Annotated in this window: 12 protein-coding genes, 1 tRNA gene and 2 pseudogenes; 7 read left to right on the top strand and 8 right to left on the bottom strand. The window is 66.0% G+C overall.

The window, feature by feature from the left end; translation table 11 throughout:
• Positions 1 to 149 precede the first annotated feature (149 nt).
• From C9F11_RS46770 to C9F11_RS50070, 3 genes and pseudogenes are all read right to left on the bottom strand, one after another.
• Complete coding sequence (locus C9F11_RS46770; protein WP_138968633.1) at positions 150 to 455, bottom strand: hypothetical protein; 306 nt, start codon at positions 453 to 455, stop codon at positions 150 to 152.
• 71 nt (positions 456 to 526) lie between these two features.
• Positions 527 to 1,990 (bottom strand): transposase, encoded by a 1,464-nt coding sequence (locus C9F11_RS49840; protein ID WP_269078170.1) that lies wholly within the window; start codon positions 1,988 to 1,990, stop codon positions 527 to 529.
• 62 nt (positions 1,991 to 2,052) lie between these two features.
• A pseudogene (locus C9F11_RS50070) lies at positions 2,053 to 2,105 on the bottom strand (hypothetical protein); the annotation flags it as partial.
• A gap of 472 nt (positions 2,106 to 2,577) precedes the next feature.
• Here C9F11_RS50070 and C9F11_RS46760 point away from each other — a divergent pair.
• Positions 2,578 to 2,847 carry a hypothetical protein gene (locus tag C9F11_RS46760; protein ID WP_138967937.1) on the top strand — a complete coding sequence of 90 codons (270 nt, stop codon included), beginning with the start codon at positions 2,578 to 2,580 and terminating at the stop codon, positions 2,845 to 2,847.
• A 351-nt stretch (positions 2,848 to 3,198) separates the two neighbouring features.
• Here C9F11_RS46760 and C9F11_RS48030 read toward each other — a convergent pair whose 3' ends face one another.
• The 4 genes from C9F11_RS48030 to C9F11_RS46745 form a co-directional block, all read right to left on the bottom strand.
• Entirely contained in the window at positions 3,199 to 3,336 is a 138-nt protein-coding gene (locus tag C9F11_RS48030; protein ID WP_171076254.1) for a hypothetical protein, read from the bottom strand.
• A gap of 476 nt (positions 3,337 to 3,812) precedes the next feature.
• Positions 3,813 to 4,109, bottom strand: coding sequence for a hypothetical protein (locus C9F11_RS46755; protein ID WP_138968631.1), 297 nt, complete (start codon positions 4,107 to 4,109; stop codon positions 3,813 to 3,815).
• A 55-nt stretch (positions 4,110 to 4,164) separates the two neighbouring features.
• On the bottom strand, positions 4,165 to 4,779 hold the full coding sequence (locus C9F11_RS46750) for an IS630 family transposase (RefSeq protein ID WP_138968809.1): 615 nt from the start codon (positions 4,777 to 4,779) through the stop codon (positions 4,165 to 4,167).
• Positions 4,776 to 5,261: a winged helix-turn-helix domain-containing protein gene (locus C9F11_RS46745; protein WP_138968208.1), complete on the bottom strand. Its 486-nt coding sequence runs from the start codon at positions 5,259 to 5,261 to the stop codon at positions 4,776 to 4,778. Before C9F11_RS46745 ends, C9F11_RS46750 begins: the two co-directional genes overlap by 4 nt.
• A 163-nt stretch (positions 5,262 to 5,424) precedes the next feature.
• Between C9F11_RS46745 and C9F11_RS46740 the strand changes: the two genes are divergently transcribed.
• Positions 5,425 to 6,492, top strand: a complete 1,068-nt coding sequence (locus C9F11_RS46740) for an IS110 family transposase (RefSeq protein WP_138968629.1) — start codon at positions 5,425 to 5,427, stop codon at positions 6,490 to 6,492.
• Between the two features lie 676 nt (positions 6,493 to 7,168).
• Here C9F11_RS46740 and C9F11_RS46730 read toward each other — a convergent pair.
• Positions 7,169 to 7,342 (bottom strand): annotated as a pseudogene (locus C9F11_RS46730) (IS5/IS1182 family transposase); the annotation flags it as partial.
• 5,628 nt (positions 7,343 to 12,970) lie between these two features.
• Between C9F11_RS46730 and C9F11_RS46715 the strand changes: the two are divergent.
• From C9F11_RS46715 to C9F11_RS46695, 5 genes are all read left to right on the top strand, one after another.
• Positions 12,971 to 13,055, top strand: a tRNA-Leu gene (locus tag C9F11_RS46715).
• 254 nt (positions 13,056 to 13,309) lie between these two features.
• A complete protein-coding gene (locus C9F11_RS48025; protein ID WP_171076251.1) occupies positions 13,310 to 13,465 on the top strand; it encodes a hypothetical protein in 156 nt (51 codons plus the stop codon).
• A gap of 690 nt (positions 13,466 to 14,155) precedes the next feature.
• Entirely contained in the window at positions 14,156 to 14,992 is an 837-nt protein-coding gene (locus C9F11_RS46710) for an aldo/keto reductase (protein WP_171076250.1), read from the top strand.
• A 193-nt stretch (positions 14,993 to 15,185) separates the two neighbouring features.
• Entirely contained in the window at positions 15,186 to 15,677 is a 492-nt protein-coding gene (locus C9F11_RS46705; RefSeq protein ID WP_138968616.1) for a hypothetical protein, read from the top strand.
• Positions 15,678 to 18,157: 2,480 nt separating this feature from the next.
• Positions 18,158 to 18,613 carry a holin gene (locus tag C9F11_RS46695; RefSeq protein WP_138968870.1) on the top strand — a complete coding sequence of 152 codons (456 nt, stop codon included), beginning with the start codon at positions 18,158 to 18,160 and terminating at the stop codon, positions 18,611 to 18,613.
• Positions 18,614 to 18,808 lie beyond the last annotated feature (195 nt).

Genomic DNA, 18,808 nt, shown 5'->3' with positions numbered 1-18,808 from the left:
GGCACGGTCAGCCGCATACGGTCCGCCGGACGCGGCAACCAGGTGGTCACCCACTGAGGAGGCTGTGCGTGGCAGCCAGAACACCGAAGGCCCGGATCGCAAGATCCGGGCCTTCAGGAACACTGTGGCGGCGGCAGCCGCCAGGGCGATCAGCTTTCGTCCGCGTTCCTGCCGACGAGCTCCGTCAACAGACCGACAATCTGCGCCTGGTTGTGGTCCATCTTCTCTTCAAGGGCATCGAAGCGGGCGTTGACCTTGGTAAACCCGTCACGAACCTCACGGCGCAACGCCGCCTGGCCCTCGATGACCGCCGCGAAATTCCCGCCCGTCTGCACCTGCAGCGCCTCGACACGGTCCTCCACCGCTTCGACACGGCGGGTCAGCGCGTGAATCTCCTGCTGCGTGATGCGGTCCTCGGCCACGTGGGACTCCCCCAGATCATGTGCGGTGCTCATCAGGCTCTCCACGATATCTCAGCGGCTGCACCGCCAGGGAGCCACGGCAGACTCCGTTGCTCAATTGCTGGTCACGCGGTGAGTCGGTAGGCGAGGCGTTCGAGGCGGCTGGTGCGTTGGCGGCGGAGGGTTCGGTCGGTCCAGTGGGCGTCCAGTCGGATGATGTTGATCGCGGTGGCGGAGAAGGTGTGCTGGAGGCGGACTTTCGGCAGGCCGTGGTAGCGGGCCCGGCGGATCCCGGTGATGTCCAGGGCCTGGTTGATGGTGCCCTCGATGCCCGCCCTTAGGGCGTATTTGTCCTTCCAGGTCTGGGTCTTCTGCTCGGTGCGGGCTCGCGTGAGGGTCTCGTGGGCTTCTTCCGGGCGGAGGATGAGCATGCGGGAGCCGCGGGCCGAGGTGGTGCACCGTTTCTGCGAGGGGCAGGCCCGGCAGTCCCGTCGGTCGAACTCCACGACGATGGCGTCGCGTCGGTGCTGGGTGACGGGGTGCCGACCGGTGCTGGTGGATCCTTCGGGGCAGCGGACGGTCCGGGGCCTCCAGTCGATGCGAAAGCTGCTCTTGGCGAAGCCTTCGGCGGCCTTGGCCTGCGGTGAGTGGTCGGCCAGCAGCGGGGTGACCACGGTGATGCTGTTCTTCGCGGCGGCGGTGACCAGGTCGGCCGAGGGGTAGTCGGCATCGAGATAGTGCTCGCCCGGGGCGAGGCCGCGCTCGGCCAGGCGCTGCTGGATGCCGGCGGTGGCCTTCACGTCCGGCACAGTCGCATCTGTGGTGTGCACATCCGTGATCAGAGCCGGCCGTGGTCCGACACGCCGTCCAGCTTCGGCTTCGGCTTCGGCTTCGGCTTCGGCTTCGGCTTCGGCTTCGGCTTCGGCTTCGGGAGGAGCGTCGCAGCTCTCGGTCAGATGGATCTTGTATCCGCACCAGAACAGGTCCTCGCCCTTGGCCGCCCAGCGTGCGTCGGTGTCACAGGGAGAGGCCAGGCGTAATCTGCCGGGCGGGACGCCCTCCTCGTCGGCGTCCCGCTTGATGATCACCTCCCGTCCCCGGCAGTCGGTACGCACGTAGTAGGTCTGCCCCAGGATCTGCACCGCCTCGACGTCACGGACCCACACCGGGGCGGAAGCGGTATAGGCGGCCCGCACGAGCGCATAGCCGTCGGTGGCGAACACCTGCGCCAGCCGGTCCCGCCTGGCCTGGGAGTCCGGCATGGTCCAGCCGTTGATCCTCGGCCCGTAGCGGTGGGCGAACTCGGCGACGTCGATCACCTCGGCCAGCCAGGCAGGGGCCGCGACCGCGAAGGCCTCCAGCGCGGCGCGCACGCTCTCCCCGGCCAGCTCCAGACGGTTCAGGTCGCGCACCGCGGAGATGACGTGGGCGGAGTCGGTGCGCTGTCTGCCGCCCCCGCCGACCAGCCCGGCCTGGCGGCAGTGGTCCACCAACCGGTCGAAGACCACCCCATCCAGACCGTGCTCGACAATACGGGCGCGGAACTTGCTCAACACGGTGAAGTCGAAGCCGGCATCGGTCAGATCCATGCCAAAGGGCGTACTTCCACGACAGGCGGTCCCGCGCCGCGTCCGCGGCCTGCCGGCCGGTGAGGCTTTCGGCGAACTGCAGGACGGTGACCAGCGACAGCACAGCCGGAGACATCCCCGGGGCGCCCCGCACCCCGAACGAGCCGGCGAACGGCGCGTCGGCGAACACCCCGGCCAGCCGGTCACGGACCCGGATCGCCAGACTGCCCTTCGGAAACGCCGCACAGGCCACGACCGCAGTCTGCTCCGGAACCGGCGGCAGACCCCTGAGCCGCATCGACATCGCTCCACTCCCCACCAACACCACACGACCGGCCCCCGACCACAGAAGCGATCATGCCCTCACCCCGACGCCACCCGCAGGCAATTGAGCAACGGAGTCCCGTCACACTGCAAAGTCGTCCTGCCTGGCCACCTGCGGAGTTACCAGTGGCGCCAGGAGGCCGGAGCAGGAGAGGTCACTCACCCGTTGTGGTGGTTTCCCCGGACTGCCAGGCCACGTCGCCCGCTCGCCGTCGTCCTCTTGCCATGCTGCTCCCGCCGTACCTGATCAAGGACGAGCTCATCAGACAGCCGAGGAGCTGACCATGACGCTGAGGACGCTGAGCCGCCTTGCGGTCGCCGGGGCCTGCGCATTGGCCGCCGTCGCGGGGACCGCCTCCGTCGCCCATGCCCGGGAGGGATGCCGCTACTACTACACGAGCTGGTTCACGGGGCCGAACGGCGAAACGACTGGCTACGGTGACTACCAGGTGGGTGATCTGGACCCGGAAGGCCGAGTATGCCTGGACAGCGGCTGGTGGAAGGAGCACGACGAACCCGACCCGTTTTCCCCCTCGGAGTTTCCGTCGGGGTGAGGGCGGTCACCAAGGTGCCCATGACGTAGATGCCCGAGCCTGACGGACACGGACCCACGTCGCACGTCGCCGGGCTGGCCGGGGGGCCTTGGAGGGTCTTGGGGTCGGTTGCCGCGGGAGGGGCCCGCGGGTGTCGACGGCCTACGGATTCATGATCTGGCCAGGAGGCGAGTTCGGTATCGAGGCCGAACGCCGGACACCCCTGCACACCGACATCGAGGGGCGGGGGGAATCGCTGACCCCTGGCCCACCACGCCGTACGCTCGGCAAAGAGCATCACGAAGATCGCGGGCGACGCTGGTGACGTCTGGGACCTGTAGGGATGCCCGCCCGTCCCTGAGAGCCAGGGCATCATGGCAGGGTGTCGAACATTTGCTCGACGGGCGCGATGTCGATGCGGCGGCGCAGATCGCGCAGGGCCTCTCCGACGGAGACGGCATCGCACTGTCGAGTCCTGCGACCATCTTGCCCCAGACTGTCGGCGCTCACGTAATTACGTGAGCGTCCACACGTAGACGGACGTCTGCGGCAGCCGGGACACCGGCCATGACATACTTGGACACCCGGGGTCTCTGCTTCGGGAAGATCTTGGTCGATCGCCTGAACAGCAGAGTCCCCATCTGTATGCCCGGCCCCAGTTGGCACCCGCGGGTCTTCCTTGACTTCGCGGCATTGCGTGATCATTACCGCCCGGTTCCTCCCTGCCACCCCCGACCAGCCGGCCCACGCCGGAATCCAGGCCGTCCACCAAGCCTGGGCCCAAGCAGGCCTTCCATACGCAGCTTGATCACACCAGCCCCACGAGAACAGCCGAGCCGGGATGTGCCTGCATGAGATCGCCGCACACGCTGACACCACGTCCCTGATGCTGCGCAACCTCCTGGACGCCGCCGGAGAACCACGCCGTCGGCCATGACCGGCCCCGACAGCCGCCGGAGGGGCGGTGCGCCTCCGTGCCAGCCGGGTCAGTCCCTGGGCGTGGGGGCCTTTGGGTGCGGGGAGGGGCCGTAGCCGGGGCCTGCGTTGAGGATGACACGGGTGATGTGTCCGTGGTCGTGGGGCCGGCCACCGCTGTCGGACAGCAGGTGGGGTGGTGTCTGGCCGACGAGGGTGGCGGACTCGAAGCGCAGGGAGGCGGTGTAGGTGCCGCCGAGGATGTCGGCATGGATCGCGATGGGCACACGGTCCTCGACACCGTGTGCATCCAGGAGGCGGCGCAGGGCGCCGACGGTCAGCAGGAGCGGTTGACTGAAATCATCCACACCCGGCAAACGACCGGACGGGCGGCAAGGACTCGGGGGTGAGGGGGCTCCGTCATTACTGATCTCTTCGGGGTGTTGTCGGGTGGTAGTCGGTGATGGTGAGTCCGGTGCTGGCGAGGCATCCGTCGATGAGTTCGGGGTGGTGCTGGATGTGCCGTAGTCCGCGGCGGAGGGTACGTTCGAGGTGGTCGTCGTCGGTGAAGGCGACGCTGGCCAGCGGTCCTCTGCGCAGGAGCGACCACACTCCCTCGACCGGGTTCAACTCCGGCGCGTAGGAGGGAAGGTGGACAATAGTGAGCCAGTCATGGGCATCGGCGTACTTGCGTAGCGCGGCGGCTCTGTGCGTGCTCAAGTTGTCCCAGACGAGCACGATGGGGGCGCCGAGCTGGATGTGCGCGCGCACGGCCAGGTCGCGGTAGTCGCACCAGTCGAAGCTCCTGCGTCCGGAGCGATTGGGGGACGGGTTTCGCCTCGGCCGAAAGATCAGCCTTGAGGTCTCGCCGGGCTTGTAGCAGCACATTGCGGCGATCGAGTAGCGGCGCCAGGACCGGCCCCGGACCTGCACCACGGGCGTGTGGCCACGTCGGGCCCAGGTGCGGGCGATGGACGGCGTCATTGCAAATCCGGCCTCGTCCTCAAACACGAGGTAGGCCCCGAGCGTCGCCGCTATAGTTCCACCTGCGGCCACACCTCCTTCTTCCACAGCTCGACCGCGCGCTCGTCTCGTTCCAGGGCACGACGTGCCGGGCACTGCCAGGACCAGCCGTGCCGATGCATGAGCCGCCACACGGCCGCCGACGAGCACACGACACCGAAGGTGCGGGCGATCAGTTCTCTGACCCGCTGGAGCGTCCACCGCTGGTCCTCCCAGCCGTGTGCGGCCGGCCCCCGCGCCAGCTCAGCCTCCAGGGCGGCGAACTGGCCATCGGACACCTTGGGCAGCTTCGCCGCCCCCGATGAGGCAAGACCTCCCATGCCGCCGTGCCGCCACGCATGCCGCCAGCGTTCCACCGACCGCTCACTCACCCGCAATTCCCTCGCGATCGCCGCGGTCTTCTCACCCCGCTCGAACCGCTGACCGGCCTCAAACCGGATCCCTTCACGGAACCGCTGCCGCTCCGGAGTCAGCCCTCCACCCTGCGCATACCGCATAGTCCCGGCTTACCGCAGGGATCAAGGAACGTCACCACCCGACAACACCCCGAAGAGATCAGTAATAGGAGCCTGACCAGAGGTCCCATCACTGTGCTGTCCGTCTGCCCGACCGGCCCGTGCCATCCCCCAGAGCGCGTTTCGGAAGGACAGCACCACCAGCATGGCAGTACACGAGATAGCCGTGATCAGCGGCATCGACACCCACACCGACTTCCACCAGGCCGCGGTCATCGACACGGTCGGCCGGCACCTGGCCACCGAGCAGTTCGAGACCACCGACGACGGCTACATGCAGCTGCTGGAATGGCTCGCCTCCCACGGCGAGATCCTGGCCGTGGGGATGGAAGGCACCGGCTCCTACGGCGCCGAGCTCGCCCGCTTCCTGCCCGGGAACGGTCTCACCGTCATCGAAGCCGACCGCCCCGACCGCAAGGCTCGACGCGCCAACGGCAAGTCCGACCCCGTCGACGCCTACGCCGCCGCCACCGCCGTCTTGTCCGGCCGTGCCACCGGAACCCCCAAGACCCGCGACCGGATCGTGGAAGCCATCCGCGCCCTGCGCGTGGTCCGCAACTCCGCCGTCAAGGCCCGCACCCAGGTCATCAACCAGATCCGCACCCTGATGGTCAGCGCCACCAGCGAGGTCCGCGACAAGCTCCGAGGCCTGCCCACCAAGGCCCTGATCGACACCCTCGCCCGCTCCCGCCCCACCGGCAGCCCCGATGACCCGGCCTACACGGTCAAGGTCGCCTTGCACAGGCTCGCCCGCCGCTACCAGGTACTCGACGACGAGATCCGGGACGCCGAGGCCGAGACCGGACCGCTCGTGACACAGGCCGCCCCCAGGCTCGTCGCCCTGCCCGGCGTCGGCCCCGAGACCGCCGGCCAGCTTCTGGAGACCGCGGGCGACAACCCCGAACACCTCCGTTCCGAAGCGTCCTTCGCGCACCTCTGCGCGGCCTCGCCCATCTCCGCGTCCTCCGGCCGCACCCACCGTCACCGACTCAATCGCGGCGGAGACCGCCAGGCCAACAAGGCCCTGCACACCATCGTCCTGGTCCGTATGAAGTACGACCCGCGCACCCAGCAATACGTCTCCCGGCGCACCGCCGAAGGCATGTCCAAGATGGAGATCATCCGGTGCCTGAAACGCTTCGCCGCCCGCGAGATCTACCGCCTGCTTCCACACCCACAGATCACCTCCGAACAGCTCTGCCCCACGACTTGACGATCTATAGGAGCGTCACGGATCACGGGGCCCTATACACGAGTAGGGCGTTCACCGACGCCTGCCACCGCGCGGGCGTGCTCCAGAGCATGAGCGCCGTGGGCAGCCCGGCGGACAACGCCGCCGCGGAGAGCTTCAACGCCAGCTTTAAAAGGGAGACATTGAAGGGGCGAAAGGGCTGGTCAAGCGAGCGCGAGGCCCGTCTCGACACGTTCCGCTGGCTCCACCGATACAACACCCGACGGCGACACTCCCGCCTCGGACACCGCAGCCCCATCGCCTACGAGACAGCCTCCGCAACAACATCAACTACGCTGCCCGAAGCCGCATAAGCCCGTGTCCAGGACGCAGGGTCAAGGCCCGACAGCCAATCCGGCGCGGCATCGCCCACCTTGACCCCGACCCGATCGCCGCCCACCTTCGCCAGCAGTGGTAGCTCCCGCCGGCGCGGACCTGCGCTGCCGGGACACGGCCGCTCGCGCCGAGCCTTCCGCAGCTTCTACCTCGGCGCCGTCTCCAGCGCCTCATCCCGAGGAGGCTCGGCCGGGACAAGCGACAGCGTCCTGATCTGACGCACGCGCACTGAGCGTTTTCCAACCTTACGCTGATGCCTGGTGAAGGATGAGGACGGCCTTCACCAGGCATCAGCGTAAGGTTGGAAAACGCTCAATTTCCGGTAACCGCAGCCGAACACCAGCACCTGCACCAGCCGGTCGAAGACCGTGCGGTCACCAGTGCGCCGGCGATGACAGCCCAGCGGGTGATTCGGGTTGAACTCACCTTGCATGGGAAGCAGTTCCTCGAACTGGCTCCACAGCGGGCCGGTGAGCCATGATGGGAGCGCAGGCACGGAGGCTCCACGATCACGGAGCGTAGGAACTCACATGATCGCGCAGACCCGTGCCTGCATACCCAGGCCCTCCCACTCCGCCTATCCGCGCACGCTCTAACGTCAAGGACAAGCTTACGAGGTAGGGCTTGTTCGTTGGCCTTGTGGAGCGGGTGTGGGGGGAAGAGGGCACGCAGCCGGGTTCCTCTGACCGGGAGGGCTACCAAGTGGTGGTGACATCACGTCCATGGGCTTCGAGATAGCGGCCGGAGGTCGTCGGGGTGAGCTTGGTGCAGGAGTTGCTGTCGGAGGGACAGGGGTGCTGGGTGTCTCGGGCCCCGAAAGAGGCGGGGGTGGGCCTGTTGGGTGACCAGGCAGCGCGAAGGCGTAGAGGTGACCGTCGACGGCACTGACGATGAGGTGTCCTCGAGCGAGGATGGGCGCCGTGTTAGCGGCTCCGGTTGTAGGGCTAGCCCAAAGGCGATGGCCACTACGGGCATCTAGGACGACGGTAGATGATGCAGTGCCGACGAAGAGCAGTCCGTTGGCGTGAGCAGGAGCGGTAGCGGGTTTGAGGGCAGTCTTCCACCGAGTGCTACCTCTGCTGGCGTCGAAGGCATAGAGGTTTCCGTCGTCGGAGCCGATGTAGACGGTGCCAGCCGTCCGGCCTCGTCCAGGGGCGACGGCCCCGGCGGAACGCAGCGGCCCATACGTTCGGTGCGTCCACAAAGGACGTCCACTACGCGCGTTCAAGGCGTACATCATGGAGTCCGTTGATCCCACGTAAACAGTGCCGTGGTGGATAGCCGGAGTTGCTGTTACGTTACCTGCGGTTGGCGCCTGCCAGCGCCGGGCTCCGGTGGTGGCGTCCAGGGCGTGAACCTTCTTGTCTGCGGAACCGACGTAGACGGTACCGCTCACCACAGCCGGGGAGGACGCCACCGGTCCGCCGGTACGGTACGACCACTTAAGACGCCCGTCGAGGTCAAGTGCATCCACTGTCCCCCTATTGGATCCGACGTAGATCCATGGGCGTGCCTTGCCCGGTCCGGGTGTCGTGATCGTTGGCGCCGAGGCGCCGTAGCCAGCGGCGTAGGTCCACATGCGATGTCCCCGCCTAGTCTCCAGCGCGGTGAGGGTGCCGTCGCTGGCGGTGAAGACCACTCGGTTCTCAACCAGTGAAGGCGCAGACACGACGGTGCCGCTGGCGGCGTAGCGCCATCTGATGGCGCCGCTGACGGCGTCCAGTGCGTAAAGATGGCGGTCCTTGGCACCTACGTAGATAGCACCTCCGGCGGCCACGGCAGGGGATGTGGTTCCGGGAATCCGTGTGCGCCAACGTTGCACGAGCTTGCCCACCGTGGTGTGGTCCACCGCAGTCAGGCGGGGATGGTGGCCGGATTGGTCAGGGCCTCGTCGGTACATCGGCCAATCCTCAGCTGATGGGACGCCGACGGAGCGTGGACGTGAGGCAGTCCGGGTTGGCTGGCGGACCGTATCAGCTGGCGGTGGTCCGGCTGCAACACTTTGTCGTGACTGAGGAGCCAATAGCCAGTAGGCGGTAGCCATGCCGGCTCCTGCGATGGTAGCGGTGAATAGGACGAAGGCCCCAATCAGGGCCACTGGGCGCGTCCACACCTGGGTGGACCGCATAGAACCATGTCTTGCCACGACGACGGTTACTCCTATCCTCTTCCCTTTCGCACAGGGAAAGGGGGGGGGAGTCGCGCACTCCGCCTGGAATACTGAAATATTTTCCAGGTTTCGGAGTCGGGGAGTTTCCCCAGCCTGTGCGCGACTGTCTTACTCTCATACTTATACCGTTCTCAGGAGCACGCAGAGCGAACCTGTTGGCATTTGCCTGGAATGCGCTCAGGAGTTAGGCGCTTGCCTCTAGGCAATCATCCTGTTCCGCCGCTTGAAGGGCCATGCGCCCCGAAAGCCATTCAGGACTGCTTCCGCAGGTTGGGACAGCGTCTCAACTGTTGGAGGTCAACTTTCCGCCGAGATGCCCTCCCACGTTGAGTCAACGAGCCCTCGGCGAGCACTCCAAGGCAGAATCACCGAAGCGCCACCAAAGGTCGACCAGACGTTTTGAGTGGCCTCTCGGACTGCCAGGCGGCCGGGGACTGGCCCGCACGCGGCTGAGCCAGAGGCCTATTCATGGAGTTGATCAGGATGACTCCCGGCATCAGCCAGGTCACCGCCTCCAGACAGTGGACAGCACTGCTGCCGACGGTGGAGCGGATCCTGGCCGCGCTTATCCCCGACCCGGCTGAAGCCGTCCGCTGGCCGCGTCGTCCGGGCCGACGGCACCCTGATACTCACCTGAGCCTGGGCCAGCCAGGGCAGGGCGCTGATCTCCAGCAAGCACCACGGCATCAGCTCCAGCCGCAAGGGCGCCGCTCCCTTGTCGGGGCTCTGCTGACGGTCTCTCGCGGCCTCGGGGCCAGTTCCCGGATCGCGGCACGACATGCATGCTTGGCGCCTGCCGCAGAAAGAAGGGGGCTGGCACCCCTGTGAATCGGACTCCTGAGCTGGGTCATCGACTCGGCATCGGTTTTCTACGAGTGCAGTTCAGGCATTTCCTCACTCCCCCTGCGCACTGATGCTTCCTTTGCAGGCATTTACCTATCCCTTCGTCGAGATTTCACCGTGATGGTATGTAAATATCGGTTCCGAAGCCGCTGTCGAATCATCTCCTCATGGAGTCAGCAGCAGTGCACCAGATGCAAGAAGAACGCTTCGCTCCCGCGCAAGGCGGACGGCAAGCAGCTGCGCAAACAGCGTAGTGAGCTCAGCACGAACCGAGATTCGGAGTAGCAGCTCGTGAGAATCCAACAAATCCTCGAGAAGGCCCGGAGGTGGGTGTTGGAGCGCCTGGCCTTCTTGTCGGCGATCGTCCTCACAACCGCCGAGAGGGGGGCGGCAGTCGGCCGCTTGGTGCCGCGGCGGCACGGAGTATCCGGGCCGTGCCCGGGAGCGGGATATACGAAGATGATCCAGCCGCACACCAATCGGAGGATCTTGCCCTGGCGCCTGCGGATCTCCTGGTCGCGGTCGGCCCAATTCGCGCGGTGCTCGGTGCTGCAGGGAAGCGGTCCGGTACCGCAAGCGCCAGTTCTCAAGGCCGCTCCATCCATGAGGTCAGCGGCTGGCACCGAAGTGACGGTTCGGGCTGCAGCGTCGTCTCCAGGAGAGCATGCGAGCGCCAGCCTCCACACGAGGACAGCAAGCCACCTAGAGCGAGCATCGTCAGCTTCCCCCCAGGCTGCGATCAGCACGGCGGAACTGCCTGCCGCCGACGAGCTTCGTCGACTCTCGCCATATACGCCGCAAAACAACCGAGTAGATCCGGCTAATCGTGTGCGCGTCTGGCGAAATGACCGCCCGTCGCTGCGGACAGCGGCGGAATGGCTTCTGGGCAGCGATGGGGAGATGGCTGTCTCTGAGGGCTGCGGTGGGAGCGGCTGGAGACCGTACTCCGAGGGCGGCATGACATGGATGCCTGCCCGAGTCGAGGTGCTCGGCCGGTTGAGTACTCTCGGTGCCGACGGGATTGTGGCGTTGGAGATGCTTAACCTCCGCGCGTATGTGAGGTACCTGGCCGAATGTGGGGGGCACCGACCGCCTTGCCAGGGCAGAGCTACGGATTCCGGATCGGTGCGTGATCCTTTCGGTCGTTCCTTGCGCTCCGTAGCGGCCGTCCAGCGGATCTTGGGTACGGCTCGTGGAGCCACCCGCGGCATTGGGCAGACAAGCGACTTCACCAAAGCCCCAGCTCAGCCGGTGCCTCCAGAGAGGCTATACCCCCCTGCGATGTCCCCCCTACTGCCTGTTCGTGTCCTTGCCACGGTCGCAGACTCCCGCGACTGGCGGGCACCGGAAACACCGTGGGCATGGGTTGCGGAACAACCCGCTGCGGCAGGGGAAAGGCTGCTGACTCCTGGCCGCCCGCCCGCTCCGAGTCTGGTGCTGGCAACTAGCACAGGACTACGAGCGAGAGTACTGACGTTGGATGCTGGCAGGCGCACACCAGCCCTCCCGCCAGCGGACGCTCACGAGCGGCGCTTCTCCATCCTGCACTGTCGACTGGTTGTTCTGTCCTCACGTCTCGCCGTAGTGCCGCACCGCGCTGACAAACATTCGGCAGTTGGACCCAACTGTTCCGACTACCACGAGTGGTGGCCCCCGTTGTGGCCCTGCTCGGGTCGTGTCCCGCCGGGTAGTGCAGTGGCGATCACGGCAGAAGTGCAGGCCATGGCCAGATCTAAGTGCTTGTCGACAGCAGATCTGGCTCCACTACTTCAGTTGCTGCTGACCGTGACACGGTGATGCTGACTTGGCCATATCTCTCTCCAAGGCCAGCGCCAGGGCCTCTGCGGTCGGCTCACGGCCAGGGCCCGGTATCTGACGGCCAGCCAGACCACCAGGGTACCGCTCAGGAGGCTCCAGCGCACGACCCGCCGCCCTGGAGCGGTCGCCCCTACACCACACAGCAGGACACCATCTCCTACTCGAAGGAAGACCGTGATGATTCCTTCTCCTCGACACCCTCTGCTACTGCCTATACGCAAGCCAGTGCCGTGCTTAGACGACGGCAGGATTCCCGGCCGCGTCACCGTGATGTCGTCCTACCTGGCAGACGTCTTCGAACGATGGAAGTGGCAGGTGCACGTTGGCATGGTTAGCTGTATCCAGCAGGCCCGGTGGTGGGCCACGGTCTCCTTGCCACTCTATGTGTTCAGCCTGCGACGCTGGGGGCTGAGGGCTGCCGCCAGGCTCCTGATCACGGTTCGCTGGGGGGCGTCAGCCAGCACCAGGGTATCCGGCTCCTGCGCCAGGCCCGCCTGCGCGACTTGCCGCGCACGGTACTGGAAGGCGCGCAGCGCCACACTTGGCTGGGGGCACATTCCAGCGCCGCGCCGCACGATGGAGGCGGCTGCCCTGGCGCCTGGCCGCCGCAATGGAATCCCTCCTTCGAGCGGCGGTGACAAGGCTGTTTCCCCGTGCCGGAACTGCTCCGCATGGTGCAGGAGGTGTCGGTGAGCCGGGCTGTCGGCCTTGGCCAATCAGCCTGGAGTCCGGTCGGTGCGGCATGCAACGCGGACCTGCCTGAACAGGCTTCGTGTGCTGGGCTGGCGACGGAACGCTTCCTCTCTGAAGTCGGCTCGCCCGTCGAACGGGCTGCCCTGGCCCAGTGCGTCCAAGGCTCGCTCCAGACCGAATGCCTGGCCTATACCCAGGACGAACCCATCAGCCACGGTGTCTACGGTGGTGCCACTGCGCGTTGGCACCAGCGCCTGCTGGCTCGATGCCGCCGTGTCGAGTCCTGGCGCACGGTCTTGAGCCGGTCTCGATCTGTCCTTGTGACGCACTCCTCGGAAGCGGCCAGCCTGGCTGACGTGCCCGCAGGCACTCCACCCAGATCCTCTCGCAGCGTCAGAGGTGAACTGACTTGCTGAACCTGCACGGCTATTCAAAACCTCTGGTCAGCCTTGAGGTCGCGCTTCGGCGATCTCCCCTCGGCTCACTCGCTGAGGCTGCTTATCTCAAAGCGAGAGGGCATCTCAGCGGAAAGCTGATCACCAACCATCGAGATACGGGCCTCGCCCGCACAAAATGCCCTGAATAGCCTTCCCACTTCCCGGGCGAGTGGCGGAATGGCAGACGCGGCGGCCTTAAAAGCCGCAGCCCTTCAGGGCATCTGTGGGTTCGACTCCCACCTCGCTCACGTCCCTGCCCACAGCCGTGGTCAGTCCGGACCGACGAACCACGTCGTCGGCCCTCCCCGTACTAGAAGGAGAAGAGATCGTCGATGTTCGCCTTCTTAGTTCTGGCACTGAAACAAGCCGCGCACTTGCCCTGCCGCTGCAACAGGGAGGAGGCGTACCCACAAAGGGCCGCTGAGCCCTCGCGCATGCCTATTACCGACACCGTGCTGCACCGTCGATCGACTACCGCCACGCTACCTCTCAGGCAGGGCAAATGCTGCTGCGACGCGCCGGAACCCCGCCCGGCCGTGTCGCCTATGTGGCCCGCGTCGACCGGCCAGGAGCCCCCGCGCTCGCCCGGCCCTGCCCCCGCTGTCAGCACTCACTCCCCACGCGAGGCATCTACGTCGTCCACTTCACCACCGCCTAGGGGCCTCAGCGGCTGGTGTGTAGCTCCTTTGGAGAAGCTGGCTGAGCTGGGGCTTCGGCAAAACGAACGTGCCAGGGGTGGCTGCTTGTCAACCGAATGCCGCGAGTGGCTCCACCAGCCGTATCCAAGGTCCGCTGGACGGCCGCTACGGAGCGTGCGGAACGACAGAAGGCATCACACGCCGCTGGGGAATCCGCGTCATTGGCCCCCGGCACTTTCGCCGGGCGGCCGAGGCACGACGCGTCGGGGAATCCGACGATGCCGCCCTCGACAAAGCGGTGGACAGCGGCGCGGCCCGGGACAGGGCTGCACTCCAGCAGACCGGCGGCCTCGGTCACCGCCCACCCCCGACCGAGCAAACCGACACGCTCGCCCGTCGCCGAGTGTAGTGCTTCAGCTCCCGCCGCTTCAGCAGGGTGTGCAGGTCACTACGTTGATCATCCGTCAGTCGACGCGGAGGTTCTCCGGCATCGCACCCCCACCCAAATCCACCCAGTCGGCAACCAACTTCAACCCAACCGCTCAGGTCGGGTGCATCTGTTCTAGTCAGTCCTTTTCCCAGACGCTGCCAGCCTGCCCGCCACCCCGATTCGTCAAGGAGACCGTGACATGTCATCCGCCTGCCAAAGCCCTGTCGTAAGCGGCCCCTCACACCGCCGCTGTGGCACCAGCGGATTGTTCCTGTCGGCCATGGGACTCGGTCTGGGGGACGGTCAAAGCCCGCTATCTCAGTACGAGCCCTTGGTCGGCCACGCTCTCGACCTGGGGATCACGCACTTCGACATCTCAGCTGACGCAGGTAGCTCTCCAGACCGGTACACCGAGATTGGCTGCAGCCTGCGCCCGTGGCTCGACTGGCGTGACGAGATGGTGATTTCCGTGAGGGTTGGCCTGGGATGCGGTCCACAGCCGCTGACGGGCTTTGGAGCACGCAAACAGATTCTGTCCAGCCTCAACGGCATCCTGCGTCGGACCGGTCTGGAGTATGTGGACGTGCTATACGCGCACCATCTGGATTGTGGCACTCCCCTGGAAGAGTCCACGGGCGCGCTGGCCAGTGCGGTGCACTGCGGCAAAGCACTGTACGTGGGTTTGTCCTCGTTCCCGGTGCAAGCCGTACGGCACGCCAGCGTTCTGCTCTCGTCCCAAGGCGCTGCTCCCGTCGCATACCAAGGAGCCTACTCACTAGCGGACCGCTGGGCCGAGGACGGTGTGTTCAACACACTCCAGGATCTCGGCATGGGGTTTGTTGCCTGTGCCCCGATGGCACGCGGCCGCCTAGCAACCCGCCCCGCACTGCGCCGGCTCGCGCACGCTCGCGGACAGAGCGCCGAGCAGGTGGCACTCGCATGGTGCCTACGCAAGCCGATCGTCGCATCCGCTGTGACCACCACGTCCCAGCTGCCCCACCTGATGAGCGATCACGCCGCCGTGAACGGCCCACGCCTGTCACCCGACGATCTGACCGACTTGGACCTGTGCTGCCCCGCCACCGATAGAGCAGATTCTGTGCCCGGCATGATCTGACCGGCGGTCCAAGGATTCGCTGCCCGCCCTGGCTGCCCCACCGCTCCCCACGAAAGGCCAACTCATGCCCACTTCCCCCCAAAAGCTCAGCAGCATACCTACACGCCACCGTCCACAGAGGGTGCATCGGCTCGACCGGCATGTTGCCCAGCTGCTTCAGAGACACACCTGCGCGCCGCGGCAGTGGAGGCAGGTGAACGACGAGCTCACGGCATACGCCTTGCCCATCCTGCAAGGCTGGATCGCAGACATGAGTCTGCCCACGCGAATCCGCCGACTGACCGGCCAGGCAATCCGCCTCGACCCCAGGCTGCCAAGCGATCACGAGGCAGCGGGCGAGTTACTAGGGCTAACAATCGCCGTATCTCTGGATATCTTCCGCCGCCGCGCTCTGGCCGGCACAGGATGGCACCCCGGCCATGGTGCCCATGCCCAGACCTACTTCCTGCGCCGCTGCCTGATGTCTTTCCCTCGGGAACACCAGCGATTCACCCGTGAACAGCGACCGACCAGCACCCGCGAGACCCTCAGTCTGCATCAGGCCATGCACCTGCCCGAAACCAGCCCAATCGGTCACCCAGAAGACCTGGCCCTGGCACGTGCTCTCGCCTCTCAGGCGCTGAGCTTGGCTCCCTCATCGCAACTCTGCGTCCCACAAAGCCACCCTGTCCCGCCAAGCCGCTGAGGCCGTGAACCACGCCACCGGAATGGACGCCACCACGACAGCCCTCCGGCCCCCACCAAACATCTGCCGCGCCAGCGCACCCGCACCCGCAGGGCTTCCAGCACCGAAAGAAGGTCCCTCCATGTCCCAGATCGGCAACGCAGCCATACTCGCAGCCCGCAGCCCCGGACGGGTGCCCGAACCTCACATGCCTCCCTCCCCGTGCTCCCCCCGAAGCACGGCTTCGATAGGCCTAGCCCCTACACAGCCCTGTCACTGCGCTGCCCGCAGTGCACAAACCCACCGAGTTCGGATCGCGCACGGCAGAGATCACACCCGACCCACAGTCACCCGCACGCCCCATCCACGCTTGATACTCCCCCGCCTTACCCCCATAGCGCCATCACACTCGGCCCCAGGGCTATCCCCTCGTCGTTGCCCCCCCCTCCAGCTCCACCTGATCGCCTACAGTCACGTCGAAGAGCAGCAACACCCACTTCGACACGATCCGTGCCTTCGCGGCGTACACCAGCGGGTCCACCAGATCCGCACAGCAGGCACACGCTGGCCGCAGGGGGCCCAGAGCGCCCCGGCACCTCCGCCGACAGCCACGAACAGCCCTGAGTCCAGCACTCCTGCAGCTGACCCCTTCATAAGCACCGCATCGGCTCTGCTGGCCCTTCCACCTTCGGCCTCGGCCGTCGACCCGAAATTGGCAACGCCCTGTACCGCCTCGGCTTCACCCCTGGTGAACGGCCCCCTCACCGCCTTTCGTCCCAGACTCCCCCCACCGCCTCTGCTGCCTTGGCCCACCGCCTCGGGGCAGCTTCGCAGTCATGCCTACCCTCGACGGCCCTGCCGCTCCCCCACCGTCCCACGCCCCACGAGTCGCCGGTCCCTCAACATGCCTACATCCCGGGCCAGAAGACATCTATCTGCCGCAGGCATGCGCGCATCCACGGAACGAAAGGCCCTACTGGAAGTGCCCTATGGACCGACCCTGTCTGATCTGTGCAGTCCACATCACCCAGGCGGCACAGTCCCCGCAGGTTTGTCAGGTATGCATGTCCCGACTGCAGTGGGCCTTGGAAAACCTGCCACGCCTCTATGTGCAACTCCACATCGAACTCCCCCACTGCACACCCCGCCGCAGAGTCGAATGGACACCCAACCGCACCCCGTGGCGGAGCCGGAGGATCCCTCTTCCCCTACGGCTCTCCCTACTCGCCCACGCCGAGCACTGTGTGTCAACAGTCCGCTCCTGGGGTACCCAAGCCCTTCCCCACGCCCTCCCAGACTGCCCCGTCCGCCCCGGCCCGCTCCTGCAGCACCTGTGCTTGGCCCTGTCCGAAGACCTTCCAGCCGTCATCGGGACCATCGACCACGCCACCTGCGCCGCACACGTGTGGACCGCATACACCCGTGCATGCCAACTCCTGGACTACGAAGAACCCTCCCGGCGTCTGCCCTCACCATGCCCCGCGTGTGGCTTGCGTTCGCTGACCCGCAGAGCAGGCGGCACCATCGTCTGCCGCTCCTGCAGTGCTCTGTGGCCCAGCAACTTGTGAATCTTCCAGCCGACCAACAGAAAGAATCATCACCGACCGCACCATCCGTACGCCCACACTCTCCTCCCCCGGACGAACCCTATGCCCTCTGCACCCTCACGACGCCAACTGCGCGTCACACCCGACCACGCCGCTCCCCGCTTTCGTCTACTGACCACTGCCGAAGCAGCCGAAAGCGCCGGTGTTTCTCCCGCCTGCATCCGCCAATGGGTGCGGCGCGGCTACCTGAAGCCTTTCGCCCACTACGGCAATCGCAATCTGTACCGCGAGGATCACGTCCTGCACGCCGAACGGGACCGCCGCACCGACACCCCACCGCCTTCCGCGGGCGAAGACCTCACCCAAGAACAAGCCCTCCGCTAATACCCAGCACTCCCCCGCCCTGGGGAACCCGTACTCGGGTGTAGCTCCTTTTGAAGGGGCCGCCTTACCTCAGTGCCGCAACAAGGACAAACAGAGAGGTGTCCTGCTGTGTGGTGTAGAGGCGACCGCTCCAGGGCGGCGGGTCGTGCGCTGGATCCTCCTGAGCGGTGTCCCGGCGGTCTGACTGACCGCCGGGGTACCGGGCCCTGGCCGTGAGCCGGCTGCAGAGGCCCCGGCGCTGGCCTCGGAGAGAGATACGGCCAAGTCAGCACCACCGTGTCACGGCCAGCAGCAACTGAAGTAGTGGAGCCAGATCTGCTGTCGACAAGCACCTAGATCTGGCCACGGCCTGCACTTCTGCCCTGATCGCCAACATCCCTGACAGGGATGTCATCCAAACGAAAACGCAACAGTTCGCCCCTATAGCAGGAGTAGTCCTGGTTCCGCTGCGGTATCAGTTGGGGCATCGGCCCGGCATCCGCGAAACGTTCTCAACCTGCTTTGGGATACCTCGCGTTGGCACCCAACGGAAAACGAGAAAGTACACAGATCACGAGAAAGAAGCCTTTCATGTGGCATACAATTTTCTGGGTTTCTGCATTGGAACGCGCGGTCAAGACATTCGCCCAGGCCCTGGTCGGCATTCTCGCCAGTGACCATGTAGGCCTGTTCGATGTCTCCTGGGGTTCTGCCCTGTCATCGGCCGGGCTGGCCGCCCTCCTGTCCGTACTGACATCCATTGCCTCCGAGCGCATCACCGAACAAGGCACCCCGAGTTTGGTTCGCACCGAGCCGGACGAGGAGCCCTCCGTTCCGGTGCCGCTAACTGCGCTGTACCCACAGACGCCCTATCCCGACCAGCCCCAGGCGCAACAGCCCGGGCCGTCATACCCGCAAGCGTCCTATCCTCAGCCGACACACCCTGCGTATCCGGCCTACCCGCCACCGTACCCGCCAGACCGCCAGCCGCCCGGAACATTCCCTGGATCAGAATCGGGCCCTCCCGGAGGCATGCCCTTGAATTAACCAAAACCTCTGACCGCTCCCGTGGCGGCACGTCGGTGACCTCTCCTTACCCACCACTCGCTAAGGCCGATTCCTCGATGGGTGTAGCTCCTTTGAAGGGACCTGTTCACCAGCACAGACCCGCAGATTCGCAAGTGATATGTGATCCTTCCGCCCGTTCTGCATATTCCAACGGCGACCTCCCCGTCGACCTTG

Source organism: Streptomyces sp. YIM 121038 (assembly GCF_006088715.1).
Lineage (GTDB): Bacteria > Actinomycetota > Actinomycetes > Streptomycetales > Streptomycetaceae > Streptomyces.
The sequence above is the reverse complement of the archived record's forward strand: the minus strand, read 5'-3'. Positions and strand labels throughout refer to the sequence as shown.

Coding starts and splice junctions, on each gene's coding strand:
- C9F11_RS46745 (WP_138968208.1), bottom strand. CDS start 5,261: ATGCGGTATGCGCAGGGTGGAGGGCTGACTCCGGAGCGGCAGCGGTTC.
- C9F11_RS46770 (WP_138968633.1), bottom strand. CDS start 455: ATGAGCACCGCACATGATCTGGGGGAGTCCCACGTGGCCGAGGACCGC.
- C9F11_RS46760 (WP_138967937.1), top strand. CDS start 2,578: ATGACGCTGAGGACGCTGAGCCGCCTTGCGGTCGCCGGGGCCTGCGCA.
- C9F11_RS46710 (WP_171076250.1), top strand. CDS start 14,156: ATGGGACTCGGTCTGGGGGACGGTCAAAGCCCGCTATCTCAGTACGAG.
- C9F11_RS48025 (WP_171076251.1), top strand. CDS start 13,310: ATGCTGCTGCGACGCGCCGGAACCCCGCCCGGCCGTGTCGCCTATGTG.
- C9F11_RS49840 (WP_269078170.1), bottom strand. CDS start 1,990: ATGGATCTGACCGATGCCGGCTTCGACTTCACCGTGTTGAGCAAGTTC.
- C9F11_RS46695 (WP_138968870.1), top strand. CDS start 18,158: ATGTGGCATACAATTTTCTGGGTTTCTGCATTGGAACGCGCGGTCAAG.
- C9F11_RS46740 (WP_138968629.1), top strand. CDS start 5,425: ATGGCAGTACACGAGATAGCCGTGATCAGCGGCATCGACACCCACACC.